22 protein-coding genes and 1 pseudogene are annotated in these 23,742 nt (G+C 44.3%); 8 read left to right on the forward strand and 15 right to left on the reverse strand.

Going from position 1 to position 23,742, the window contains the following annotated elements; all coding sequences use genetic code 11:
- Positions 1 to 104 precede the first annotated feature (104 nt).
- Together ACQY1Y_RS08015 and cax are read left to right on the forward strand one after the other, a co-directional pair.
- A complete protein-coding gene (locus ACQY1Y_RS08015; protein WP_002740156.1) occupies positions 105 to 737 on the forward strand; it encodes a YdcF family protein in 633 nt (210 codons plus the stop codon).
- Between the two features lie 27 nt (positions 738 to 764).
- Positions 765 to 1,853: a calcium/proton exchanger gene (gene cax, locus ACQY1Y_RS08020; protein WP_430014329.1), complete on the forward strand. Its 1,089-nt coding sequence runs from the start codon at positions 765 to 767 to the stop codon at positions 1,851 to 1,853.
- A gap of 2 nt (positions 1,854 to 1,855) precedes the next feature.
- On the opposite strand, the gene rsmG is transcribed toward cax, so the two are convergent.
- The 8 genes and pseudogenes from rsmG to ACQY1Y_RS08060 form a co-directional block, all read right to left on the reverse strand.
- The gene (gene rsmG, locus ACQY1Y_RS08025) at positions 1,856 to 2,533 is read right to left on the reverse strand and encodes a 16S rRNA (guanine(527)-N(7))-methyltransferase RsmG (protein ID WP_430014330.1); all 678 of its coding nucleotides are present in this window, start codon (positions 2,531 to 2,533) and stop codon (positions 1,856 to 1,858) included.
- A gap of 35 nt (positions 2,534 to 2,568) precedes the next feature.
- Entirely contained in the window at positions 2,569 to 3,537 is a 969-nt protein-coding gene (locus tag ACQY1Y_RS08030) for a cysteine synthase A (RefSeq protein ID WP_002755861.1), read from the reverse strand.
- 24 nt (positions 3,538 to 3,561) lie between these two features.
- Positions 3,562 to 3,762: pseudogene (locus tag ACQY1Y_RS08035) on the reverse strand (PhoH family protein); the annotation flags it as partial.
- A 440-nt stretch (positions 3,763 to 4,202) separates the two neighbouring features.
- Entirely contained in the window at positions 4,203 to 5,000 is a 798-nt protein-coding gene (locus tag ACQY1Y_RS08040; protein WP_430014331.1) for a formylglycine-generating enzyme family protein, read from the reverse strand.
- 276 nt (positions 5,001 to 5,276) lie between these two features.
- On the reverse strand, positions 5,277 to 5,528 hold the full coding sequence (locus tag ACQY1Y_RS08045) for a UPF0175 family protein (protein ID WP_002769612.1): 252 nt from the start codon (positions 5,526 to 5,528) through the stop codon (positions 5,277 to 5,279).
- A gap of 332 nt (positions 5,529 to 5,860) precedes the next feature.
- Positions 5,861 to 8,749: an SAV_2336 N-terminal domain-related protein gene (locus ACQY1Y_RS08050; protein WP_430014332.1), complete on the reverse strand. Its 2,889-nt coding sequence runs from the start codon at positions 8,747 to 8,749 to the stop codon at positions 5,861 to 5,863.
- Positions 8,746 to 9,705 (reverse strand): AAA family ATPase, encoded by a 960-nt coding sequence (locus tag ACQY1Y_RS08055; RefSeq protein WP_430014333.1) that lies wholly within the window; start codon positions 9,703 to 9,705, stop codon positions 8,746 to 8,748. Before ACQY1Y_RS08055 ends, ACQY1Y_RS08050 begins: the two co-directional genes overlap by 4 nt.
- Before the next feature lie 6 nt (positions 9,706 to 9,711).
- Positions 9,712 to 11,223, reverse strand: a complete 1,512-nt coding sequence (locus tag ACQY1Y_RS08060) for a hypothetical protein (protein WP_430014334.1) — start codon at positions 11,221 to 11,223, stop codon at positions 9,712 to 9,714.
- A 158-nt stretch (positions 11,224 to 11,381) separates the two neighbouring features.
- Between ACQY1Y_RS08060 and ACQY1Y_RS08065 the strand changes: the two genes are divergently transcribed.
- Together ACQY1Y_RS08065 and ACQY1Y_RS08070 are read left to right on the forward strand one after the other, a co-directional pair.
- The gene (locus ACQY1Y_RS08065) at positions 11,382 to 11,564 is read left to right on the forward strand and encodes a hypothetical protein (RefSeq protein WP_036400907.1); all 183 of its coding nucleotides are present in this window, start codon (positions 11,382 to 11,384) and stop codon (positions 11,562 to 11,564) included.
- A 63-nt stretch (positions 11,565 to 11,627) separates the two neighbouring features.
- A complete protein-coding gene (locus ACQY1Y_RS08070) occupies positions 11,628 to 12,743 on the forward strand; it encodes a fatty acid desaturase (protein ID WP_430014335.1) in 1,116 nt (371 codons plus the stop codon).
- 180 nt (positions 12,744 to 12,923) lie between these two features.
- Here the strand turns inward: ACQY1Y_RS08070 and ACQY1Y_RS08075 are convergent, their stop codons facing one another.
- From ACQY1Y_RS08075 to rpmI, 3 genes are read right to left on the reverse strand one after another with little or no spacing between them, the layout of a single operon-like run.
- Positions 12,924 to 13,880, reverse strand: coding sequence for a PhoH family protein (locus ACQY1Y_RS08075; RefSeq protein WP_430014336.1), 957 nt, complete (start codon positions 13,878 to 13,880; stop codon positions 12,924 to 12,926).
- Between the two features lie 13 nt (positions 13,881 to 13,893).
- Complete coding sequence (gene rplT / locus ACQY1Y_RS08080) at positions 13,894 to 14,241, reverse strand: 50S ribosomal protein L20 (protein ID WP_002739593.1); 348 nt, start codon at positions 14,239 to 14,241, stop codon at positions 13,894 to 13,896.
- A gap of 31 nt (positions 14,242 to 14,272) precedes the next feature.
- Positions 14,273 to 14,476 (reverse strand): 50S ribosomal protein L35, encoded by a 204-nt coding sequence (rpmI, locus tag ACQY1Y_RS08085; protein WP_002755041.1) that lies wholly within the window; start codon positions 14,474 to 14,476, stop codon positions 14,273 to 14,275.
- Positions 14,477 to 14,686: 210 nt separating this feature from the next.
- On the opposite strand from rpmI, the gene ACQY1Y_RS08090 reads away from it, so the two are divergent.
- The gene (locus ACQY1Y_RS08090; RefSeq protein ID WP_430014337.1) at positions 14,687 to 15,862 is read left to right on the forward strand and encodes a transaldolase; all 1,176 of its coding nucleotides are present in this window, start codon (positions 14,687 to 14,689) and stop codon (positions 15,860 to 15,862) included.
- A gap of 122 nt (positions 15,863 to 15,984) precedes the next feature.
- On the opposite strand, the gene prfA is transcribed toward ACQY1Y_RS08090, so the two are convergent.
- On the reverse strand, positions 15,985 to 17,085 hold the full coding sequence (gene prfA, locus ACQY1Y_RS08095; RefSeq protein WP_287636724.1) for a peptide chain release factor 1: 1,101 nt from the start codon (positions 17,083 to 17,085) through the stop codon (positions 15,985 to 15,987).
- Positions 17,046 to 17,243, reverse strand: coding sequence for a hypothetical protein (locus ACQY1Y_RS08100; protein WP_071590362.1), 198 nt, complete (start codon positions 17,241 to 17,243; stop codon positions 17,046 to 17,048). The genes prfA and ACQY1Y_RS08100 overlap by 40 nt, the downstream gene beginning before the upstream one ends.
- Positions 17,244 to 17,614: 371 nt before the next feature.
- On the opposite strand from ACQY1Y_RS08100, the gene ACQY1Y_RS08105 reads away from it, so the two are divergent.
- A complete protein-coding gene (locus ACQY1Y_RS08105) occupies positions 17,615 to 19,768 on the forward strand; it encodes a polyribonucleotide nucleotidyltransferase (RefSeq protein ID WP_002755036.1) in 2,154 nt (717 codons plus the stop codon).
- Between the two features lie 342 nt (positions 19,769 to 20,110).
- Here ACQY1Y_RS08105 and rpsN read toward each other — a convergent pair whose 3' ends face one another.
- Positions 20,111 to 20,413 (reverse strand): 30S ribosomal protein S14, encoded by a 303-nt coding sequence (gene rpsN, locus ACQY1Y_RS08110; protein WP_002740009.1) that lies wholly within the window; start codon positions 20,411 to 20,413, stop codon positions 20,111 to 20,113.
- Positions 20,414 to 20,533: 120 nt separating this feature from the next.
- Between rpsN and ACQY1Y_RS08115 the strand changes: the two genes are divergently transcribed.
- On the forward strand, positions 20,534 to 21,073 hold the full coding sequence (locus ACQY1Y_RS08115) for an NUDIX hydrolase (protein ID WP_002743961.1): 540 nt from the start codon (positions 20,534 to 20,536) through the stop codon (positions 21,071 to 21,073).
- Here the strand turns inward: ACQY1Y_RS08115 and ACQY1Y_RS08120 are convergent.
- Positions 21,066 to 21,248 (reverse strand): hypothetical protein, encoded by a 183-nt coding sequence (locus ACQY1Y_RS08120; RefSeq protein WP_002739991.1) that lies wholly within the window; start codon positions 21,246 to 21,248, stop codon positions 21,066 to 21,068. The two genes, ACQY1Y_RS08115 and ACQY1Y_RS08120, sit on opposite strands and share 8 nt — an antisense overlap.
- Positions 21,249 to 21,434: 186 nt before the next feature.
- Here ACQY1Y_RS08120 and ACQY1Y_RS08125 point away from each other — a divergent pair, with 186 nt between their 5' ends.
- Entirely contained in the window at positions 21,435 to 23,660 is a 2,226-nt protein-coding gene (locus ACQY1Y_RS08125) for a glycosyltransferase (protein ID WP_430014338.1), read from the forward strand.
- The last annotated feature ends 82 nt before the right edge of the window (positions 23,661 to 23,742 follow it).

A 23,742-nucleotide genomic window follows, 5' to 3' on the forward strand; every position in this document is an offset into this window, starting at 1 on the left:
TAAAATCCCCATCTCCTACGTCAATGTGAGTTCGATGATCCTCACCCTCGATCACTTTAATCCACAAAGCTGAAGGTTGACAACCGCTCACCGATCACTGTTATATGGTTCTCAAGGCTAATTCTCAGAGAAAAAAGCGAGTTTCTCCGCAAGGGAAGTTAGGCAAATTTAGGTTAAAATTGCTGGCTATTCCGCTAATTTTGGCGGGTTTAGGCTGGTTGTACCTCGATTTACGTCAGCAGTGGCTAAAACCGGAAGCGATTTTTGTTTTGGGAGGTCATGCCGATCGAGAACGTTTTGCGGCAAAATTAGCTAAGGAATATCCCGATCTACCGATTTGGGTATCTTCCGGTAGTCCGCGACGATATGTGCAAAAGATTTTTAAAAAAGCGGGAATTCCCCCAGAACGTCTCCATCTCGATTACAATGCGCGAGATACTGTAACTAACTTTACTAGCCTAGCCGATCAACTGAAAGCCCAAGGTATTGATAGCGTCTATCTAGTCACTTCTGATAATCACATGAGAAGGGCGCGATTAGTGGGAGAAATTATTTTTGGTAGTCGCGGAATCGTGATTAAACCGGTGACTGTTCCCTCCCAATCACCCCCCGAACCCCTAGAAAAGTCTCTCAGAGACGGTTTTAGGGCAATATTATGGATAATAACCGGTTCTACTGGGGAATTTTGGCTAGAATCCGATTCTAGTCCCCCTCAGTTCCCAACCCGATCAAAATAAAATTATCTTGACAAAATTAACCACTTTATGTTAAGCAAAAACACCATTTTCGCCATCTTATTAATTTTTGTGCCGCTATCGATCGCCGGTTCCCTGTTACACTGGGGCGGAACGGTAGTTTTTATCACCGCTTGTCTAGCCATTATCCCCTTAGCGGCCTATATGGGGGAAGCCACGGAAGCGATTGCGGTGGTGGTTGGGCCAAATATTGGCGGTTTGATGAATGCCACCTTTGGCAATGCCACAGAATTAATTCTCGCCTATGTCGCTTTGCGGGAAGGTTTTATCGATGTGGTAAAAGCGACGATTACTGGCTCAATTATCGGTAATTTACTCTTAGTTATGGGATTATCGATGTTTTTAGGCGGTTTACGCTTCAAAGAACAGGAATTTCAACCGATAACCGCTCGTTTAAATGCCTCAGCTATGAATTTAGCGGTGGTGGCGCTCCTTTTACCCACTGCCGTGCAATTTACCTCCACGGGAGTCGGGGAAGCAGTCCTGCAACGTCTATCCGTGGCCGTGGCAGCGGTGTTAATTTTCGTCTATGGTTTAAGTCTCTTATTTTCCATGAAAACCCACACCTATCTCTACGATGTCGGGGTTGCCGGTATCGAGGAGGAAAGCGCCAGAGAAAGCACCGCAAGGCCGAAAATCTGGTTTTGGTCTTTGATTTTATTGATCGTTACCATCGCCGTGGCCGTAGAATCGGAGTTATTGGTGGCATCCCTAGAGGAGGCTACAGAACAGCTAGGTTTAACGGCACTGTTTACCGGGGTGATTCTTTTGCCTATTATCGGTAATGCGGCCGAACACGCTACGGCTGTCACCGTCGCCCTTAAGAATAAAATGGATCTATCGGTATCTGTGGCTGTCGGTTCCAGTATGCAGATCGCCCTGTTTGTGGCTCCGGTTTTGGTTATCATGGGTTATATTATCGGTCAGCCCATGGATCTAAATTTTAATCCCTTTGAGTTGGTGGCAGTGGCTGTGGCGGTGTGGTTAGCTAATTCGATTAGTAGTGATGGGCGATCGAATTGGTTAGAAGGAATGTTACTCTTAGCTACCTATGCTATCCTGGCCTTGGCTTTCTTTTTCCATCCTCTCACCGCTTAAAGTTATTTCTTGGAGATATATAGACAATGACGGACGCTTTGGCTTAAGGGAGTGGTAAAACTGGCAATTTCGAGGATTTTACCGCCAGCTTTCCCTAGATTCTCCTCTAAACTCAAACTATCCTGCGCGGACCACTGACCACGATAGAGAATAGCGATTCCGGTCTTTTTCAGGAAAGGCAAAGCATAGTTAACACAGATATCCACATTACCTACCGCTCGCAAACAGACGATATCATAAGCACAGTTATGTTTAAGGTTTTTCCCGACGATTTCCGCCCGACCTAAACGAGTTTTCGTGTTATTTAACTCTAATTTGTCAATAACTTCTTCAAGAAAATTAATCTTTTTTTGGGTGGAATCTAAGAGAGTCACCGACCAATGGGAATATGCGATCGCAATTGGCAGCCCCGGAAACCCGGCCCCGGTCCCCAAATCAATGACTGACAGGGATTTTGTCAATAGATCCGGCTGGGATTTTTCTAACCAAGCTAAACCCGATAAAGAATCCCAAAGATGTTTTTCCCAAAACTCCTCCGGTTGGGTAATTCGGGTGAGATTAAAACGTTGATTACCCTCTAAAATCAACTCATAAAGTTGTTGAAATCGCGCTTGTTGGGCCCCATCGGGTTGCCATTCTAGGGTTTCTTGCCAAAGGTCAAATAATTCAGGAAGGATCATTAATTCAGTTATCAGTTATCAGTTATCAGTACAATTTAAGCCAATCCTTTCTCAGCTAACCATTGAGGATTATATAAACGAGATTGATAACGGGACCCACCATCACAAAGAACAGTAACGATGGTGTGGCCTGGTCCCATTTGTTTAGCTAAAGCTACCGCAGCACCGACATTAATACCCACAGAACCCCCCATAAATAAACCATCTTTTTGTAATAGTTGATAAACAACTTTAATAGCAGTGGGATCATCAATTTGAATGGCATCATCTATGGGTGCGCCTTCCATATTAGCCGTAATACGACTATTACCAATCCCTTCGGTAATTGAACTACCTTCCAGGGTAATTGTCCCGGTTTTCACATAACTATATAAACCGCTACCCATCGGATCCGCCACCACACAACGCACCTGGGGATTTTGGTCTTTTAAAAACATCGCCACCCCCGCGTAGGTTCCCCCGGTTCCCGTGGCAGCCACCCAAGCATCAATTTTACCGTCGGTTTGTTCCCAGATTTCCCGGCCGGTGGTTTCGTAGTGAGCGCGACGATTAGCCAGATTATCGAATTGATTGGCCCAGATAGCATTTTCCATCTCACTGGCCAATCTCCCCGATAATTTAACGTAATTATTGGCATCTCGGTAGGGAACGGCGGGAACAGTACGCACTTCCGCACCAAGGGTTCTTAAGAGGTCGATTTTCTCTTGGGATTGGGTATCGGGAATGATAATCAGGCATTTATAACCTTTAGCATTGCAGATATGGGCCAAACCGATGCCAGTATTGCCGGCGGTTCCTTCGACAACGGTTCCCCCCGGTTGGAGAGTACCGGCTTTTTCCGCTTCTTGAATAATATATAAAGCGGCCCGATCCTTGACCGAGCCACCGGGGTTAAGAAATTCGGCCTTACCGAGAATCTCGCAGCCGGTTTCCTCGCTAAAACTATTGAGACGAATTAGGGGAGTATTACCCACCGCATCGACGAAACCATTTTTAATATCCATAATCTGTTATTTTTCGTGCTGTTCCTAGGCTGAGACGATTTTTTGTACTAAGGGATGACGCACCACATCGGCCCGCGATAGGTAAGAAAAAGCGATCCCTTCTACTGATTTTAGGATTTTTTGAGCGGCAATTAACCCCGATTCTTGTTGTTGCGGTAAATCGGTTTGGGTGACATCTCCGGTTACTACCATGCGCGAACCGAATCCCAAGGGAGTTAAGACCATTAATGCGATCGCACTTTCTCCACTGGGGAATTGAATCGTTGGCCAAATTCTACCACTTTAGCTGATACAGTCCTGCTGGCGAGCGAGTGGAAGGAACCACAGAGACACAGAGGACACAAAGATCGATCAGTCCTATGTAAGTTAAGCTGATCACACAAAGAATAGGAGAGCCATGAGCAGCTGTTGATGTAAGCTAAGACGCATTTAAACCGCTTATTCTTAGATTAGTTGAACTTCCCCCAATCCCTTTACTATTGCCTCTTGTCTCGTCTCAACAAGCAATTTATCCTAAATCCGTTGAGTAACCCACAGAAAACGGGTTTCTCCGAGAAACCCTTTTTCTACTCATGATAATTCTCTCAATCCTTTTATAGTACACATATAGTACATTTGCTCAAAAAAATCGAAAAAGGGTAAAAAGGGTAAAAAGAGAAAAAGGGTTACAGGGTCCTCCCAGCACCGCACACCACCCGAAAACCGCCGTCGTAGTAGTCGTCGCGGCGGTCGGTGTAGGGGCGGCAAGCGGAACGGCAGTCATACGGATTGAAGAACCAAGAACCGCCCCGCAGAGCTTTATATGCTTGATTTTGCTGTTTTTTGCTCTTTTTTATCTCCTCATAATTTTCGCGCCAATCATCTTGACACCACTCCCAGACATTTCCGTGCATATCATATAAACCAAAGTCGTTGGCGTAGAATTGCCCAACAGGGGTGGTTTTTCCGAGATTGTTATCATAGTTGGCTAAATCTGGGGTAAGAATTTCCCCAAAGTGATAGGGGGGGTAGGTTTCTCCTTTGTCGAGATTTAAGGGTTTGGTTTGCGCTCGACAAGCGTACTCCCACTCAGCTTCCGTTGGTAGCCTATATTTTCTTTTACTTAATTTAGAGAGCCTTTGGCAAAATTCTACGGCATTTAACCAAGATACCCTTTCAACGGGGTTTGTGCTGCCTTTAAAATGCGATGGCTCTGGGATTAAATCTCGCTCTACTTTTAAATCTTCTCTTTGGGCAATATATAACCATTGAGCTTGGGTAATGGGATAAATACCCATCAAGAAGTTTTTCAGGGTAACGTTGTGTTGGGGCTTTTCACTTGTATTACCACTTTCTTGTCCTGAAGAACCCATTGTAAAGGTTCCCGATGGTATTTTGACTAATTCTATTTCTAGGTCATCGGTGAGTTTTTCTCTATAGATTAAAAGACGTTTTTGGGTCTTTTGGATGATTATTGTAGGCATAAGTAAGTGATTATAATTAAATTGAAGATAGATTTTAGGTTTGATCCCCCCTGCCCCCCTTGATAAGGGGGGTGACGATAGGTGGGGGTATCTGAAAGTTTTTAATACCTACCGGCTCTCTTGGATTTGGTGAGTAAAATGTATTCTAAGATACAGTCCTGCTGGCGAGCGAGTGAAAGGAACCACAAAGACACAAAGGACACAAAGGAAAGATCGATCCGATGTAAGTTAAACTTATCACACAGAACCTAGAAGAGCCATGTATCGGCAATGACGTTAGGCATTAGCCAGATCCTCGATTAATTCTGCTTCCTTGAGTCGGAAGGTATCAACTCCATAGTCTGCAAGTTTAGAGAGAAAAACAACTCGCGGAATACCTGCTAAGTTGGCAGCAGTGCCAGAGGAAAGTTTTCCCAATTCATAAAGTTTAATGGCAGCAAGAAGAGAGATTTCCTGTCCTAGTTGTTCTGGGGTGAGATGTAAAGCGAGAGCGGTTTCATCGGGTAAGGAAAGAGTGATTTGGTACATGATGAATCCTAGGATTTTTCTTAATTAAAGGGCAGATCCCCCCGCCTATCGGCACCCCCCTTAATAAGGGGGGCAGGGGCAGGGGGGATCAAAACCCCCTTATCAAGGGGGGATCAAGGGGGGATCAAACCCCCCTTATCAAGGGGGGATCAAGGGGGGATCAAACCCCCCTTATCAAGGGGGGCAGGGGGGATCAAGGGGGGCAGGGGGGATCAAAACCCGTCTTCAATTTAATTATAACCAGCTACTGATCAGCCAACCTCATATAGTACATTTGTTCAAAAAAATCGAAAAAGAGAAAAAGGGAAAAAAGGAAAAAAAGAGAAAAAGGGCTACAAAGTCCTCCCAGCACCGCACACCACCCGAAAACCGTTGAAGGAGTTGTAGCTGTCGCGGCGGAAGAAGTAGAAGCAGTAAGCAGAACGGCAGTTATATGGATAGTAGTACCAAGAACCGCCCCGCAGAGCTTTATTTGCCTGATTTTGCTGTTTTTTGCTCTTTTCTCGCCAAGGACTACTATCCCTAGGTGCGCCTTGATAATTTTCCCGGAAGTAATCCTGACACCACTCCCAGACATTGCCGTGCATATCATACAAACCAAAACCATTGGGGGGAAATTGCCCCACGGGGGTGGTTTCGCTGCGATATTCTCCTGCCGGTTCCCTAGCAAAGCGTTCCCTAGCATCGTAGTTAGCTAAATTTGAGGTGAGGGTTGCTCCGAAGTGGAAGGGGGTGGTGGTTCCAGCACGACAAGCATACTCCCATTCCGCCTCACTGGGTAGCCGATACTGTTTCTTGGTCATTTTAGAGAGCCTTTGGCAAAATTCTACAGCATCTAACCAAGATACCCTTTCAACGGGGTTTGTGCTGCCTTTAAACCGCGATGGCTCTGGTTTTAAATCTCGCTTTACTTTTAAATCTTCCCTTTCGGCAATATATAACCATTGAGCTTGGGTAATCGGAGTTTGACTTAGGTAAAACGGAGCGATTTTTACTAAATGTCTGGGGGATTCTCGTTGGAACCAATCCCCCACGTATTTTTCCCCTAGCCGCGCTATTTCCTCCGCTTCGGTTCCCATCCAAAACTCCCCCGAAGGAATATAGAGCATTTTTAAGCTGGGGGGATTTTCTTCAAAGTAGAAGGCTCTCACGGGTTCTTTAGCGGTAATTTGTCCCGTCTCATCCACAAAAACGGTTTCAGACTTAAACAGGGTTAGGTTAAATTTCTGGGTGATGATTTCTTCTTCTGTGTTATCCAAGACTTCCCTAAACTGGACTGGCATTGTCTCGGCGGTTATTTCTTCGCTTGCCAAAATTTTAAGCTGCTCAGGGGTTAAACGAAGACGCTGATACAGTTCCCCATCTTCTACGCTGAAATCCTTAAGTCTATCCTTGAGCAGTTGAAACAATATTTCCTCTCCTCGCGTAAGCTCTTTTACCTTAGCTATGGTTACGGTTTTATATTTCCTCAGCCACTTTTCCTCAACCGGTGGGGGTGGAGGTGAGTCAACCATAGATTGCAGCTTTTGGCTAATTTCTTGGTACTTTGCTTCCCCTAGCTTTTGGAAAACCTTAGCAGATACCTTGGCAAAGGCGCGAACTAGATTAGCTGCTTCTTTGCCGAGGAGAACTTGGGGATTGGTAAGAATAAGACCAAAAAAGGTGGTGGTACTCAGGTTAAGTTTTTGGGCGATGTATTCCGAGAGGACAAAAATTACCTCTAAGGCGCGGCTATTCCCTAGTTCAGTGAGCAGAAGCTCTCTCACCTCATCATCAAATTCAAAATCTAGGCTGTTGGGGGGAGTATGAAAGTTAAATTTACCTCCTTTGTCCCACTTCACTGGTTCCCCTCCTAGATAGACTTTAAGAAAACCGCTAAGAATGACTTCTGCTATGTTTAGGGGGTTAGAGGCGCTTAAAAGTTGGCTTTGGATAAGACGGATGATGGGAAGATTTACCGGGGCTGCGGCTAATTTTTTCAGTAATTCCCAAGCTAGAGGTGAGGCGGTACTGGCGAATAGTTCTAGAGCTTGCTTCCCAGACATCTCCGGAGAAATAGTTGCGGGTATTTCTCTGTTTTGGGGGGATTTTTCTAGTAGTACCCCCGCACAGGTGGCGTTGCTGTCACCACTGACAACGAGCGCCCAAGCTTTTAAGGATGAAGGGGTTAGGGAGATGGTGGGTAGGGGAAAGTAGGTTTTTTGGATTGTTTCTCTGAGAATATGTTGATTTTCCTCTTCCTTCTCAATTTGTAGCAGCAGGGGGATAGAGGTAAATCTCCAGTTTTGTGAAGGTTTTCGGGGGGTTTGGTTGACTAGGGAGACGAACCAACCTCGACTAAGGGCGGTTCTTTCCCACATTGCTTCCGGGAAGGGAGAAAGCAGGGTGACGATTTGGTGTTTTCCCCAGTCCTGAAGAGCTTGGTTATAGCGTCCTTGATACCAGTCTGGGGAAGTACAATCACTGTAGAAGAGGATAAGTCTTTCGCCGCGAGGATGGATGAGATCTTTTGGGTGAATTGAGCAAGTATCGTTAGAGTAGGTACGGATGGCTAAATTTTGCCTGTCTTCGTCCCATCCGATGCGGTAGAGTTTGACATCCCGAAAGGCCCCGATTTGTTCTAGCCAATCGCGGATTTCCCCGGCCATTTCTTTCCAAAAGACCATGGAGGCCCATTCTTCAATCAGTAAAACTACCTCTAGGGAACGGACTTTTTTGGCTTGGTAAACGGGTATTAGGGCTAAACTGCCATCTTTCTTGCCGATGCTATATTCGGCCGATTTCTGTACGGTGCTGTTTAGGTTTATTTGTCTTTGGGTGGCTGAGTCTATCTTTTGGATGAGGGGACGCACTGCCCGCCCTAATTTTAGGGTTTCTCGCCAGAATTTGGCATCGGGGATGCTAATGGGTAGGGTATCTGCGCCTATCTTCTCAGGCTGTTTTTGTGCTTCTGTCTCGCGTATTAAGGGAACTTCATCGGATGGGGCTGCTGGCTCTTGGGTTTCGTTTTTACTCTCCTGGGAGGGGTTTTTAGCGGGAGGGGTTTCTTTCTTTTCTTCCCTAGGCTCTGTAGGGGTTTGGGGTTTTCCTTCTTCTTCTTGGGTGAGAACATACCACCATAAACTATCAGCTATCTGGTAACTGTCTAGGTCCCATCCCCTGCCCTTGACAAAGGTGATAAATTTATCAATCAGTTCTGGTGTGGGAAGGGTTTGGGTCATGTATTGCCTGTGTCGGTGAGATAGGTAAATAGTAGGTCGGTAAGGGACTTTAATTCTGCACCTGTGGGTTTATTTTCGCCCATGCTCATAAAGACGGCGTTTAAAAGCTGGTCTGTTGCTAGTTGCCCTTTTTCTCGTTTTTTAACATATTCTGCGATCGCTGCTTCTATTTTTTTACTTTCGGGACTGGCTTCTTTATAATCAAAATGGCTTTTTACTATCTTTTTTAGTTCCTCTGGGGTAGGGTCGGGAATTTCTAAGAGCAGACATCTACGTTTAAAGGGTAGGGGAAAATCCCTCTCGCCGTTGCTCGTCATAATCACTATGGGGAACTGTTGGCAGCTTACCTTACCTTGGGGGATGGATTCCCATTCACCGTCATGGGTTTGTACTGGTATTGGTTCGTTTTCGGTATCTTTAGCGAGTCGGGAAAGTTCGGTGATTTCAAATTTTCCCTCTTCAAAAAGGTTTAAGAGGTCGTTGGGTAAGTCGATGTCACTTTTATCTATCTCATCGATAAGCAGTACCCGGGGATAATTTCTCGGACAGAGGGCTGTCCCCAAGGGACCCAAGCGGATATACTGCCCTATGTCTTTTTTTTCTTCTAATTGGTAATCTTGCAAACGTGCGATCGCGTCGTAGTAGTATAATCCCTCTTGTAGGGTGGTGCGGGTATTAATTGGCCAGACTAATACTTCTCCTAAGTCTAATTCGTAGGCGATTGCGTAGGCTAGGGAGGTTTTCCCTGTACCCGGTTTCCCTGTGACTAAAATAGGCCGGCGTAGGTGAATGGCTGCGTTTACGGTTTCGATGGTTTTATCGTTAACTATGAGTTGTTTTCCCCGCTCCTCGGATTTGTTGGTGGCGAAGCTTCGCCAAGGTGGGATTTCTGGCCAGGGAATGTCATCCCTTGAGCGTTTTTCATGATTGCCTTGAAAGATTTTCCATGAATTCATAGTTAGTTAACCTAGGTGCTGAGATGTTAAGTAGTGGAAGGGGGGCATCCGATTAGGGTCTTCTAAAAAGCATAATAGATGATGTCCTAGATGTTCTGGTTCATCTTCTAAATTATCTGATGATTGTCGCCTCACCTCTTGAACTCTTGTGGACAATTGATTAATTTGAATACCCTGTAAGAGTGTATTAATTTCTGTTCTGTGACTTGCTTCCTGAGCATGACAGCGCGACCCAACGACTAAAGGTATGCCATATTTTAAGCTTCTTTTAAATAATTGCTCTAAATCCTCTTGAGTTGAAGCGCAAAGATTGCTCCATAGAGTTGTTTCTTGGCACAAATAGGACTCGCTGTTATTAACTGTTTGTGTATCTATAGAATTTGTTGTTAATCTCTCCCATCTACTTTTCCAATTTTGATAAGCTGGCATTTTACTATACATTTTTTCCAATCTCATAAGAGAGCGAACATTAACAAAATATACTCTCTTAAGTTGAGTTAGGCTATCAAAGCAATTGTATTCCCAAGATTCAAAGTTAGTATATAGTAGCTTACCATCGGTGAAAAATTCAATATTTAAGTTTGCACCTCCTCGCTCATGACAATCTTCAATAATTTTTGTTAAAATGTTCGTTATATCTTTTTGAGTATAAACATCTTTGCTAACGCTACTATCTACAGGAAGAGGTATATAATTATTTCCTTGAATTTGAGATGTATTTAACTGTAGAAAACACGCAGCAAATTTATATTCAGGGAAAGTATTTGCTTGACTTTTACTCTCCTCTATTTTGATAATTAGATAGTTGTTAATATTTTCTCGATTGTCAGGTTCTGCATTAATTGCTGGTATCTCTGCTATCCAAGCATTGTAATCTGTGTCAGTAATATTTAATAGTTTCTTTAACTCCTGTATTGTTTGTTCAATGTATGAGCGAGTGTCGCTATTAATTCTGCTATCTTGAGTAAGTCTAAAAAGTATTCTTAATAAATCTTTATCATCTTGAATATTTATGATTTTATCGATGATTTCTTCAAAATTAGCATTGTCATTATCTGGCAAGTACGACTTTATGATCAGATTCAGTTCTGCTTGTTGTTGTCCAGACAATTTATTTTTAAGCTTTGTAAATATATTAATTTTTGTCTTATTTTCTTTAAGTTTATCCTGTAAAAAAGTCCCATTGTCACTTATTTTTCTATTATACTCTTCAACCAATGAGATGACATTGGCCTTGTTAACTTTTTCTATATCTCTTTCTAATCCCTTGTTAAATGCCTGGGCAAGTAATGGAAAAAAAATTTTATATGCGTGCGTTTTTAGCGACTGCGCGTCGTAGCCAGACTCTCTGTCTATGTGTTCATAAGTCCAACCCTGTGCGAACCCTTCGATTAAACATTTTTGAATAGATGTAATACCATTAGGCTCTATCAATTGAATCACTTTTTCCACACAGCTTAAAAACAGTTCTTTGCCTAAAGAACTTGGAATTTCTGGCTTAGGTTTTCTATCTCCCATTTGTACTTGTGGTTCTCCTTTTAAGAATACAATTCACAAAATGCTACTTTTAGCTACTTAATGATACTTTGGCAAATTGACTACTAAATGCTACAAAAACTACCTCGACAATTAAAAGGGCTAGAAATAAGCTAAAAGTGTAGTCTAATTCAGAGCTTATGTACATCTCAAACTACCAGATTAAATCACTAACCCAGAGGCTAAAAAATCGCTTGGGGTATGTACCCAAAGAAGCTTGGGTAATTAATCTCGCCATCGAGATAGAAATCTCTCCAAAGCCGTTTTTTAGTGATGGGCAATTAGTCCAGCACTATCGAGAAATCGAACAACTGCACAGCTAATAAAACCGCCTGAATTTGGTTATTTAACCATTTTCAGGACAGTACAACTTATTTTCTACTGTCATGATACTGAAAAAACCCACCCCAACACAAGCATCGGCTTTAAGGGATAATCCACGCCTAGGGATGCTCCAACTCAGCGATAATCGTCTCGTACAAGCTTTCTTTGACTGGCTAACAGGCTACTACCTTGCTCCCCCTCTCTGGAAAAGCACACCCTCCTTAGAATTACTCTATGGCATACTCCAGTATATAGGAGGATTAGCGATCGCTCTTAGCCACTGGCAATTAATACCCCTAGGATGGGTGCTATCCGTAGCTGGAGCGGCTCAATTGCAAGAAATAGCCCACTTTTGCGCCCATAATGCTTTTTTCCCTCAATATCCCACTTATAACCATCTTTTAGGTTGTTTACTTACCTTAATTACCGGGAAAAAGCCCTTTCCATTGTTCAAAAAAGATCACCTATTAATTCATCACCCGCCGAAAAACCTAGCTACCATGAATGACAAGGGGAATACCCCCTACCTAGTAGAAGAGTTAGGTTTTGAATTTGGCCAAGAAGAGGCCTTCTATTGGCAAAATTTGGGCAAGTTATTACTCTCTCCCAAGTTTTACGGAGAAACCTTCCTTGCTCGTCTGACTAATCTCCTTAAAGCCCCCATTAACTATCAAATAGCCACCCTGATTGTGCTTTTCTTGGCCTCTGTTTGTGCGGGTTTAACCCATTCTTGTTTAATCTGCTTACTCTGGGCAGTATTTACCCAACTCGGCACCTATGCAGCCGCACTCTTGCAACAGCTACCGGAGCATAATTGGGCCTATGAAGCCGATGATAATGAGGGAGCTAAATCTCAGGTAATTGGTAAATCTTTTGCCCTATATTTGGGTGCTTACCCCCCGCACTCGGACCACTGGTTAGAGTGGTTAAAATGGTACATAGAATTAGTAGGAGCAGTCTTTATTCGGCTGACCATCCTTCCAGTTAGCCTAGGGGCGCACTGTGTTCACCATGCTACAACAAACGATCACAACTGGGCTAACCAACTATATACCCTAAGAGCTTTTCAGACTGGCTCGGTGAAAGGATGGCAGCGTTATCAATTCCTTGAGGTTTGGGGATACCGAAACGCTTTAAACTACGTCTTTGTCGGTTTTAGTTTAAGGGGAAAAAGCTAAATTAAACTCGGTGTGCAACTATATTTTTAGTCTTGATTTACAACAAGGCTTTCAGAAATCAGCAGAGATAAAGTATCCCCTGGAACCCTGATTCTGTCGTTTTTAGTTGCACATCGCGTTAAATTAACCTAATTCTATACTCTCTCGCAAGAGTACAAGAGCGACTATCTCAACAATCTGTTATTTTTCGTGCTGTTCGTAAGCTGAGACAATTTTTTGTACTAAGGGATGACGCACCACATCGGCCCGGGATAGGTAACAAAAAGCGATCCCTTCTACTGATTTGAGGATTTTTTGAGCGGCAATTAACCCCGATTCCTGTGGTTGCGGTAAATCGGTTTGGGTGACATCTCCAGTTACTACCATGCGCGAACCGAATCCCAAGCGAGTTAAGACCATTTTTAACTGTGCTGGGGTGGTATTTTGGGCTTCATCAACGATAACAAAAGCATTAGCTAGGGTTCGTCCCCGCATATAAGCTAAGGGAGCGATTTCGATTTTACCCCGTTCCATCAGGTCGGGAATTTTGGCCGCTTCGATAAATTCGTATAAAGCATCGTAGAGGGGACGCAAAAAAGGATCGACTTTTTGCTGTAAATCCCCTGGGAGAAAACCTAATTTTTCCCCCGCTTCCACGGCCGGCCGGGTGAGGATAATCCGTTCTACTTTATCTTCTAATAGAGCTTGTACGGCTAAAACGGCGGCTAAAAAGGTTTTCCCCGTGCCAGCAGGTCCAATACAAAAGGTGATATCGTGACTTTGAATCGCTTGGATATATTGACGCTGACGGAAGGTTTTTGCCCGAATTAGCTCCCCGCGACGGGTACGAGCGAGAATATCCTGCTGTAGTTCTTTATACTCGCTAGAACGCCCCGTATCGAGGGCATGGATAGCGGTCATAATATCGGCTTCGGCGATTAACTTGGCCTCTTGCCATAAAATACTTAAGGAGCGCACAATCGCTGTGGCACGCTCCACCGGGGTCGGTTGCCCCGCAATCCGCAATTCCAGGCCTCTGAGGACTAAATTCGCCCCAGTTTGCTTGGCTATCAATTTGAGGTTAGCTTCTTGATGACCCGCTAAAGCGATCGCACTTTCTGAACTGGGGAATTGAATCGTTTGCCAAGTTTCCGTCATGCTTGGGGCTAAATTATCCTTTGGCTGTTTCTACCACTTTAGCAAAAGCGACGGGATCGAGGACGGCTAATTGGGCCAACATTTTCCGATTGAGGAGGATATTAGCTTTCTTTAATTGTCCAGTCAATTGGCTGTAACTGATGCCCTGTTGACGAGCAGCCGCGTTAATGCGGGTAATCCAAAGACGACGAAAATCGCGTTTCCGTTTGCGACGGTCTCTATAGGCATTCCGCAAGGCCTTCATTACCTGTTGGTTAGCGGTACGGAATAAGCGCGAGTGGGAACCGCGAAAACCTTTGGCTAATTTGAGAACTTTTTTGCGTCGCTTGCGGGCGACATTCCCCCGTTTTACTCTAGACATGATAATCCTTTAGACAATTTTTCTGGAAAACTTACAAATAGGGCAACATTAAGCGCACTTCCTTCTCGTCGCGCTCGTTTACCAGGGTAATCTGGGACAAACGACGGCGCTTGCGTTCGGCACTTTTATGATCGAGTAGGTGATTTTTGAAGGCTTTGCGACGTTTGATTTTTTTGCCGCTTCCCGTGGCCTCGAATCGTTTGGCCGCCGCCTTTCGCGTTTTTAGCTTGGGCATAAACTCCCTTTTATTAAATCGACACAATCACTAATACTATCACAAATAGAGGACTTTAGGCAAGGAGTGGCCAAAAGATTCCCCGGCTCATCCTTACTTTGGCCAGGTCTGTACTTGGGAATTAAATCAATCGGGAATTTTTCCCCTTCCTCTTGATCGAATCGCTAAGATCCAGATAATGTCTCGCGTTAACACGCATCTGGAGAAGTTATGGCTAAAACCCTACTAGAACAATTACGCCAATTTACAGTGGTTGTTGCCGATACCGGCGATATCCAAGCGATCGAAGCTTTTACCCCCCAAGATACCACCACTAACCCCTCCCTGATCACGGCCGCGGCCCAAATGCCCCCATATCGGCCGATTGTCGATCAAACCCTACAAGCGGCCAGAAAAGAATTAGGGGAGCAGGCCACCCCGGAAGATGTGGCCAAATTAGCTTTTGATCGCCTAGCGATCGGTTTTGGTCTGCAAATCCTGCAAATCGTCCCCGGCCGCGTCTCCACCGAAGTAGATGCTCGTCTTTCCTACGATACCCAAGCTACCATCCACAAGGCCCGTTATCTAATTTCCCAGTATGAACAAGCGGGTATCTCTAGAGAAAGAGTCTTAATTAAAATTGCTTCGACTTGGGAAGGGATTAAAGCCGCAGAAGTCCTCGAAAAAGAGGGAATTCACTGTAATTTAACCCTATTATTCGGTTTTCACCAGGCGATCGCCTGTGCGGAAGCGGGAGTAACCTTAATTTCTCCCTTTGTCGGTCGGATTCTCGATTGGTATAAAAAAGAAACTGGTAAAGACTACGTTGGCGCTGAAGATCCCGGAGTCCAATCCGTTACCCAGATCTATAACTACTATAAAAAGTTTGGTTATAAAACCGAAGTTATGGGGGCAAGTTTCCGCAATATCGGCGAAATTCGCGAGTTAGCCGGTTGTGATCTTTTAACCATTTCCCCGAAACTTCTCGAGCAATTGCAAGAGACAGAAGCCGATTTACCCCGTAAGCTCGATCCAGATCAGGCCGCAACCCTTGATATTGTCAAAATTGCCATGGATCAAGCGACTTTTGAGAAAATGCACGCCGAAGATGCCATGGCTTCTGAAAAACTAGCGGAAGGTATTCAAGGTTTTACCAAAGCTTTAGAATTATTGGAACAATTGCTGATTCAACGTTTAACCCAGTTGGAAGGTCAGTCAACCCTAGAACACGCCGCCGAAGATATTTTCCGAGTCTATGATCATGATGGTGATGGTTTCATCACCCGGGAAGAATGGGCGGGAACCGATGCGGTATTCGATGCGATCGATATTAACCATGATGGGAAAATTTCTCCCGATGAGATCGCTGTCGGTTTGGGTGCGGCTTTTCGTTTAGTGGAAGCTTAGAATTAGTCGTGAGTTGAAGGAACCGGCATCATTCCCCACCCGCACTCACCCCCACCAGTGGGGAAAGTGCCGGAAGTGGGGAGCTTTTTACTGTTCACTGGTAACTGATCACTGATCACTGATTAAGCTGTCTCTTGGGCAGCGGCTAATTCCTCCAGTTTTCCCTGTTGATCCTTGGCGATACAGGATTGAATCACCTCTTCGATATCGCCATCTAAAATGCGATCGAGGGAAAAATTCTCATTTAAGCGATGATCGGTGAGACGATTATCCTTATAGTTATAGGTGCGAATTTTTTCCGAACGGGAACCGGTTCCCACCTGAGAGCGCCGCATGGAACTGACTGCTTCCTGTTGTTCCTGTAACTTTATATCGTACAATTTCGCCCGGAGAATCTGCATAGCTCGTTCCCGGTTTTGCAATTGCGATCGCTCTTCGGTGCAGAAAACCCGGATTCCCGTGGGTTTATGGATTAAATCGACGGCAGTTTCCACTTTATTGACATTTTGACCGCCTGCTCCCCCAGATCTAGCCGTGGTTAACTCAATATCCTTGGGATCGATATGCACTTCCACATCGTCCACTTCTGGCATAATCGCCACGGTAGCGGTGGAAGTGTGGACGCGACCACTTGCTTCCGTCAGAGGAACCCGCTGTACCCGATGGACTCCCGCCTCAAATTTCAGCTTACTATAGACGTTATCGCCTTTAATCTCTAAAATTGCCTCTTTAAATCCCCCCATATCCGCCGGAGATTCACTCAAAAGGCTAACTTTCCATTTTTGAGTTTCGGCATATTTTGAGTACAAGCGAACTAAATCCCCCGCCCAAATACTGGCCTCATCACCTCCGGTCCCGGCGCGAATTTCCAGCATGATATTCTTTTCATCGAGGGGATCCCGGGGCAGCAGCAGAATTGTTAATTGGTCTTCCAAAGTGGCGATTTTTGCCTCTAATGCTGCCACTTCTAGGGCGGCCATTTCGCGTAATTCGGGATCGCTGGCGGATTCTTTGAAGATTTGTTTCGCACCGATTAAATCCTCTTGACTTTTTTGCCAAATTTCGTAGGTGTTGACCGTTTCCTCTAGGGAAGCGCGGGATTTGGCCAGACGATGCAATTCACCCGGATTACTGGTGACATCGGGATCCGCTAGACGACGGGTTAATTCTGTGTAGGTCTGTTCTACAGATTGCAGTTTGTTGAGTAAATAACTTTCAGCCATAATCGATAGCCACAAATAGGGTTAAACGGGGTTAATTTGAAGATAACCCGCAAATTCTTTGGATTAGAAGCGTCTGAGAGATAATAGAGACACAATCCTTTTAATTTTCTTAATTTTCTTTGTCTGGAGTTCTGCGAGCTAGGAAAAATCCCGCTCAACTGCTGACAGTCAGTCAGTTTTGCTAATACTTAGAAATATTTTTAGGCCAGCAAGCGGCAAGGGAAGACATTTTTTTCTTAACCAGATTATTCCTATATCTGAAGCTATCATTTTTTGGCAGGTTTGAGCAAGTAGTGTTAAATCCTGTTTAAAAGTGGGGTGTGGGGTGTGGGGAGTGGGGAGTGGGGTGTGGGGAGTAGGGTGTGGGGTGTGGGGAGATGGGAGCAGGGAGCAGGGAGAAAAAAGCTGATAACTGATAACTGATCACTGATAACTGATCACTGAATACTAAACCTGTCGGAAAGGGGGACAAAAAATGCTAGGATTGCCACAGCACAGAGAAAAGTGAAAGAAAGGAATATAACTTTACATGGAAGAGTTTGACAAGTCAATATCCTTTGATGGCAGGGATATTCGACTAAAAATAGGGCTTTTAGCCCCCCAAGCTGGCGGTAGTGTTCTGATCCAATCGGGAGAAACGGCAGTTTTAGTGACAGCAACCACAGCCAAAGCCAGAGAAGGAGTAGATTTCCTGCCCTTAACCGTTGATTACGAAGAAAGATTATACGCCGCCGGGCGCATCCCGGGAGGATTTTTGCGTCGTGAAGGTCGTCCCCCGGAAAAAGCAATTCTGACCGGTCGTTTGATTGATCGCCCCCTGCGGCCCCTCTTCCCCAATTGGATGCGGGATGATATTCAGGTGGTCGCTACGACCCTCTCGATGGACGAGGAAGTCCCCCCGGATGTTTTGGCTGTTACCGGAGCTTCCGTGGCGGTTTTGTTGGCGGGGATTCCCTTCCAAGGACCGATGGCAGCGGTGCGCGTCGGTTTACTGGGGGATGAATTTATCATCAATCCCACCTACAAGGAAATCCATAACGGAGAATTGGATCTAGTGGTGGCCGGTAGTCCCGAAGGGGTGGTGATGATCGAAGCGGGAGCCAATCAGTTACCGGAACGGGATATTATTGAGGCGATCGATTTTGGTTATGAAGCAGTGCGCGACCTGATCACCGCTCAACGGGAATTGATCGATCAGTTGGGTATTCCCCTCGTCACCCGAGAAGCACCAGTAGTAAACGAAACCGTGCAGAATTTCCTGAGAGAACAAGCTAAAGAGGAAATTAAACAGATTCTCTGTCAGTTTACCCTCAGCAAAACCGAACGGGATGAGAAATTAGAGGCGATCGAAAATCGGATCAAGGAAACTATAACCGCTCTCCCCGACGAAGATACCTTAAAAGCTCCAACTCTGGAAGAGCCGAAGTTAATCGGTAATCTCTTTAAGGATCTGACCAAAAAACTGATGCGTGCCCAAATTATCGAGGATGGGGTGCGGGTTGATGGTCGCAAACTGGACGAAGTACGGCCGATTTCTTGCCGGGTGGGAGTTTTACCCCGTCGGGTTCACGGTAGCGGTTTGTTTAATCGCGGTTTAACCCAGGTGCTTTCGATCGCCACCCTTGGCACCCCCGGTGATGCTCAGGATTTGGGGGACGATCTCCATCCCGAAGATGAAAAACGCTATCTTCATCACTACAATTTCCCACCCTTTTCCGTCGGTGAAACCCGTCCCATGCGTTCTCCCGGCCGTCGAGAAATCGGTCACGGTGCTTTAGCGGAAAGGGCGATCGTGCCTGTCCTTCCCCCCCAGGAGGAATTTCCCTATGTGCTGCGGGTGGTGTCGGAAGTCCTCTCTTCTAATGGTTCCACCTCCATGGGTTCCGTGTGCGGTTCTACCCTGGCGCTGATGGATGCCGGTGTTCCCCTGAAAAAACCCGTTAGCGGTGCGGCCATGGGTTTAATTAAAGAAGGGGAAGAAGTGCGGATTTTGACCGATATTCAGGGTATTGAGGATTTTCTGGGAGATATGGACTTTAAGGTAGCTGGTACTGATTCTGGCATCACCGCTCTCCAGATGGATATGAAAATCCCCGGTTTAACCATGGAAGTGGTGGCCAAGGCGATCGAACAAGCTTTACCGGCCCGCAAACATATCCTCGAGAAGATGTTAGCGACCCTAGAAAAACCCCGCACGGAATTATCTCCCCACGCACCCCGGTTATTGACGATCAAGATCGATCCGGATCTGATCGGGTTAGTCATCGGGCCAGGTGGTAAGACGGTTAAAGGGATTACTGAACAGACCGGCACGAAAATCGATATCGATGACGATGGGACTGTGACTATTTCCTCCACCGATGGGGAACAGGCCGAAAAAGCTAAACGACTGATCTACAATATGACCCGCAAACTCAATGAGGGTGAGGTCTATCTCGGTCGCGTGACTCGCATTATCCAAATCGGCGCTTTTGTGGAAGTTTTGCCGGGGAAAGAGGGAATGATCCATATTTCCCAATTGGCCGAGGGACGCGTCGGTAAGGTCGAAGATGAAGTGGCCGTGGGGGATGAGGTGTTAGTCAAGGTACGCGAGATCGATAGTAAAGGTCGTCTCAATCTCACTCGTCTCGGTATTCATCCCGATGAGGCCGCTGCTGCCCGTAAGGCTGCTACTGTAGTCTAGGTGAATTTTTTGTTCATGGTTAACTCTCGATCGCTCGATCGAGAGTTTTTGTTTAGGGCTTGCTGAATAAATGTGAAATGTAGGCAAGGTAAGGGTTTTGTGGCTTTTCTGGCGAAACAGGTGCAAGATTTTGAGAGAATCGTGCTTCAAAACCTGGCATCTTGAGCGGCGATCGCGTCCTGTAGGGGCGAAGCATTCGGGCAATAACCTATCGGTGAAACCGTAGATTTTCTATCCGAATGCTTCGCCCGTACTTTTTGCCGCAAACCCTATCTAAAAACGGCAATAGAGACGCAAAAACCACGCCTCTATCCCGGTATTTTCCCTAGATATTGTTTCTGACTACCAGCTAGACTTGACCACACCGGGTAAAAGACCTTGGTGGGCCCATTCGCGTAAAACGTTGCGGGATAAACCAAAATCGCGATAGTATCCTCTAGGTCTGCCGGTCGTTAAACAACGGTTGCGGTGACGACTAGGAGCGCTATTGCGGGGTAATTCCTGTAATTTTTGGTGAATTGCCAGTTTTTCTTCAAAATCTTCGGCGGTGCGGAATTGTTCTTTTAGTTCCGCTCTTTTAGCTTCGTATTTTTGTCTGAGACGAGCGCGTTTTTTCTCGCGTTCTACCATCGATTTTTTTGCCATGGGGTTTCTCGAAAAAGATTTAACCTGTAAAGACAGCATTTCCTATTATAACCTGAAACACCGGTGACAAAGGTGACATTTGTTGATATTAATTCTGAAAGTCCTAGTTGAAAATTTTCTATGTCTGAATCGCCTCAATTGCTCCAACAACGTCTTTTTTATCAAGGTCGGGTCTTTCAATTTGAAGTCTCGAAACTGCGTTTACCTAACGGTGTCGAGGGAGAATGGGAATGTGTGCGTCATCCAGGGGGTGCTTTAGCAGTTCCAATCACCAAGGAAGGTCAATTAGTTTTAGTACGTCAGTATCGATTTAGTTTGCAAGCTCGAATTCTGGAATTTCCCGCCGGAACGATTGATGAAGGAGAAGACCCTGCTACGACGGTAAAACGAGAATTAGAGGAAGAAGCAGGCTATCGGGCCCATAATTGGCAATCTTTGGGTAAATTTGCCCTGGCACCGGGTTATTCCGATGAATATATCTATGCTTTTCTGGCGCAAGATCTGGAAAAATTAAGCTTGCCCCCCGCTCAAGATGCCGATGAGGATATAGAAGTGGTTTTTATGAGTTTTGAGGAAATGGAATCAGCGATCGCCAGGGGAGAATCGATCGATGCTAAAACTATTACTAGCTTCTATCTGGCCCGTTTAGCTCTTAATTAATCTTTTCAATCACCGTTTGTCCTAGTTGAATCAACTCAAAACCGATAAAAAGGCTTAAAATCACAGTGACAGCCTGATTAAGTAGGGGTATATTGCCTTTGCCTAGAACAGAAGCGACGAATTTGACCACAACCAAAACGAGAGCGCTAACAACGGCGATTTTGACGGCTATCATAGACTAATTTTTCCTCACGGTTAACCGAATTATACTATTTCCAGACTTTTTCTGGCTAGTTTCATCTTGGGTTTGATACAAAATTTAGCATTTTGGTGGAGAGCGCTCCTGTCATTGCCAAAAATGCCTGGTTTTTTGTTAAGAATTGTAAAATGTAGTTAGATTTATTTGATCAGAAGAGGATTCATGTCTAACCAAGAATCGATTTTTCCATTCCCTCAAAAACCAGTGTATTCCTCCCCATTTAAGTCGATGTTAGCGATAATATCAGTTATCTTAATTATGTTAGCAGTGATCGGCGGGTTAATGATGGTCAGTTTATCATTATCTTGGCCAGAACACAATATTTATCGATTACTCCTTGGTTTAGTAGAAGATTTTTTTAACCCCTTTGCTTGGATCAAAGTTCCCTCGGTTGCTCATAGCTATCAATTATTATTACCCACGGTTATTCTGCTAATTTTTACGCAGTTAATCATGTTCTTGTCTCCGCATCCGCAAGTTTGGTCAAGATTAGTCATTATTTCTATCACTCTCGCTATCACCCTGCGCTATCTAATCTGGAGGATTCTGGAAACCTTAAATCTTTCTACTCCTCTCAATGGCTTTTTTAGTTTACTGCTTTTAGGCATTGAGATGATAGTTTTAAGTAGTAGCATAATTCAGTTATTTTTAGTCTTAACCACGAAAGATAGACGCAAAGAAGCTGATTTTTATAGCCAAGCAGTGATCAATAAACAGTATTTGCCCACGGTAGATATTCTGATTCCCACCTATAATGAGCCAGCCTTTATCTTAAAAAGAACTATTATCGGTTGTCAAGCCCTTAATTATCCTCATAAAAATATTTATATTCTCGATGATACCCAGAGATCAGAAATTTATGAATTAGCAGAAAAATTAAATTGTCATTATCTGACTCGTGAGGATAGAAAAAATGCTAAAGCAGGTAATTTAAACCATGCTCTCAAACAAACCCAAGGGGAATTAGTGGTGGTTTTTGATGCAGATTTTATTCCTTGTCAGAACTTTCTAGAAAGAACTGTTGGCTGGTTTCAAAACCCCAAAATTGCCTTAGTGCAAACTCCTCAAAGCTTTTATAATACTGATCCTATCGCCCATAACTTAGGTTTAGAAAATATCGTTACTCCCGACGAAGAATTATTTTATCGTCATATCCAACCAGCTAAAGATGGTGTGGGTAGTCCTGTTTGTGCTGGCACTTCTTTTATTGTCAGAAGAAAAGCCTTAGAGGAAGTGGGATATTTTAATATAGAATCTATTAGTGAAGACTATTTCACTGGGATTGCTATCTCTGCCAAAGGTTATGAAGTTATTTACTTAAATGAAAAACTCAGTGCTGGTTTATCTGCTGAAAGTTTATCAGCTTATTTACTGCAAAGATTGCGCTGGGCAAGGGGAACTTTACAGGCATTTTTTATCAAAGCTAATCCCCTAAAAATTGCGGGATTAACTCTACCTCAAAGATTGGCACACTTAGAAGGAATATTATTTTGGTTTTCTCCCTTAGCTCGTTTATTTTCTTTGCTTATTCCTCTCCTTTATACCTTTGGATATATCGTACCTTTGAACATTACCATCAATGAGACAATATATATCTTTTTACCCTACATGATGCTGCAGTTAGCCACTTATCACTGGTTAAATTCTCGCTCGCGCTCAATTGTTTTTTCTGAGGTACTATCGATGATTATTTGTGTACCTACATCCCTAACAGTTCTCCATGTTCTTTGGAAACCCTTTGACAAAGGATTTCAGGTGACACCCAAGGGAATTGCTCGCCAAAATTATCAATATAATTGGCACTTATCCTACCCATTGCTGTTTTTTCTCACCATTACCTTAATTAGTATTTTCTTTAATTTACACCATCATAATTATCAAGAAAGTCCCCTAAATTTTGGTTTAATTTTGGCTATATATAACGTGGTTATTATCATGACTGCTCTGGTGGCTTTATTGGAAGCTCCCCTCACCCTAGAAACTGAATACCAAGTGCTGGAATCTCCTGTTAAATTGATAACAGAATCGGATATAATTATACAGGGCAATCTGAAAAAACTTTCGGAAATAGGAGCAGAAATTAACCTAAGGGAACCCATCTACTCAGAAAAGTTACTCCTAGATATTTTAGGCGAAGATTTGCGCCTATATGCTCATCTAGTCAATCTAGAAAAACGAGGCAAAATCTGGCAAGCAGCCCTTAAATTCCAGCCACTTACCCTATCAGAGCAGAGAAAGCTAATTACTTTTTTATTCTGTCGTCCCCAGCGCTGGCAACCGAAAAATACGGCAGGAGAATTACAATCCCTTTGGTTGTTAATTATCAGCTTTTGTCGGGGTATAAGCTTGATTTGGCGGGCATTTTTGAATGGAAAAACAGCCCTTTAGTTAAGTCAAAAGTCGAAAATAATTATCAAAAAACTATTGGCTGACCATCCTATCAACTGATCTTTGTCTGTGATTTTAATCA

It is taken from the genome of Microcystis ichthyoblabe FBCC-A1114 (assembly GCF_050500245.1).
GTDB lineage: Bacteria > Cyanobacteriota > Cyanobacteriia > Cyanobacteriales > Microcystaceae > Microcystis > Microcystis ichthyoblabe_A.

What these genes read in the sequence shown, in the direction of transcription:
- ACQY1Y_RS08015 (WP_002740156.1), top strand. Translation starts at nt 105, where the DNA reads ATGGTTCTCAAGGCTAATTCTCAGAGAAAAAAGCGAGTTTCTCCGCAA.
- cax (WP_430014329.1), top strand. Translation starts at nt 765, where the DNA reads ATGTTAAGCAAAAACACCATTTTCGCCATCTTATTAATTTTTGTGCCG.
- rsmG (WP_430014330.1), bottom strand. Translation starts at nt 2,533, where the DNA reads ATGATCCTTCCTGAATTATTTGACCTTTGGCAAGAAACCCTAGAATGG.
- ACQY1Y_RS08030 (WP_002755861.1), bottom strand. Translation starts at nt 3,537, where the DNA reads ATGGATATTAAAAATGGTTTCGTCGATGCGGTGGGTAATACTCCCCTA.
- ACQY1Y_RS08040 (WP_430014331.1), bottom strand. Translation starts at nt 5,000, where the DNA reads ATGCCTACAATAATCATCCAAAAGACCCAAAAACGTCTTTTAATCTAT.
- ACQY1Y_RS08045 (WP_002769612.1), bottom strand. Translation starts at nt 5,528, where the DNA reads ATGTACCAAATCACTCTTTCCTTACCCGATGAAACCGCTCTCGCTTTA.
- ACQY1Y_RS08050 (WP_430014332.1), bottom strand. Translation starts at nt 8,749, where the DNA reads ATGACCCAAACCCTTCCCACACCAGAACTGATTGATAAATTTATCACC.
- ACQY1Y_RS08055 (WP_430014333.1), bottom strand. Translation starts at nt 9,705, where the DNA reads ATGAATTCATGGAAAATCTTTCAAGGCAATCATGAAAAACGCTCAAGG.
- ACQY1Y_RS08060 (WP_430014334.1), bottom strand. Translation starts at nt 11,223, where the DNA reads ATGGGAGATAGAAAACCTAAGCCAGAAATTCCAAGTTCTTTAGGCAAA.
- ACQY1Y_RS08065 (WP_036400907.1), top strand. Translation starts at nt 11,382, where the DNA reads ATGTACATCTCAAACTACCAGATTAAATCACTAACCCAGAGGCTAAAA.
- ACQY1Y_RS08070 (WP_430014335.1), top strand. Translation starts at nt 11,628, where the DNA reads ATGATACTGAAAAAACCCACCCCAACACAAGCATCGGCTTTAAGGGAT.
- ACQY1Y_RS08075 (WP_430014336.1), bottom strand. Translation starts at nt 13,880, where the DNA reads ATGACGGAAACTTGGCAAACGATTCAATTCCCCAGTTCAGAAAGTGCG.
- rplT (WP_002739593.1), bottom strand. Translation starts at nt 14,241, where the DNA reads ATGTCTAGAGTAAAACGGGGGAATGTCGCCCGCAAGCGACGCAAAAAA.
- rpmI (WP_002755041.1), bottom strand. Translation starts at nt 14,476, where the DNA reads ATGCCCAAGCTAAAAACGCGAAAGGCGGCGGCCAAACGATTCGAGGCC.
- ACQY1Y_RS08090 (WP_430014337.1), top strand. Translation starts at nt 14,687, where the DNA reads ATGGCTAAAACCCTACTAGAACAATTACGCCAATTTACAGTGGTTGTT.
- prfA (WP_287636724.1), bottom strand. Translation starts at nt 17,085, where the DNA reads ATGGCTGAAAGTTATTTACTCAACAAACTGCAATCTGTAGAACAGACC.
- ACQY1Y_RS08105 (WP_002755036.1), top strand. Translation starts at nt 17,615, where the DNA reads ATGGAAGAGTTTGACAAGTCAATATCCTTTGATGGCAGGGATATTCGA.
- rpsN (WP_002740009.1), bottom strand. Translation starts at nt 20,413, where the DNA reads ATGGCAAAAAAATCGATGGTAGAACGCGAGAAAAAACGCGCTCGTCTC.
- ACQY1Y_RS08115 (WP_002743961.1), top strand. Translation starts at nt 20,534, where the DNA reads ATGTCTGAATCGCCTCAATTGCTCCAACAACGTCTTTTTTATCAAGGT.
- ACQY1Y_RS08120 (WP_002739991.1), bottom strand. Translation starts at nt 21,248, where the DNA reads ATGATAGCCGTCAAAATCGCCGTTGTTAGCGCTCTCGTTTTGGTTGTG.
- ACQY1Y_RS08125 (WP_430014338.1), top strand. Translation starts at nt 21,435, where the DNA reads ATGTCTAACCAAGAATCGATTTTTCCATTCCCTCAAAAACCAGTGTAT.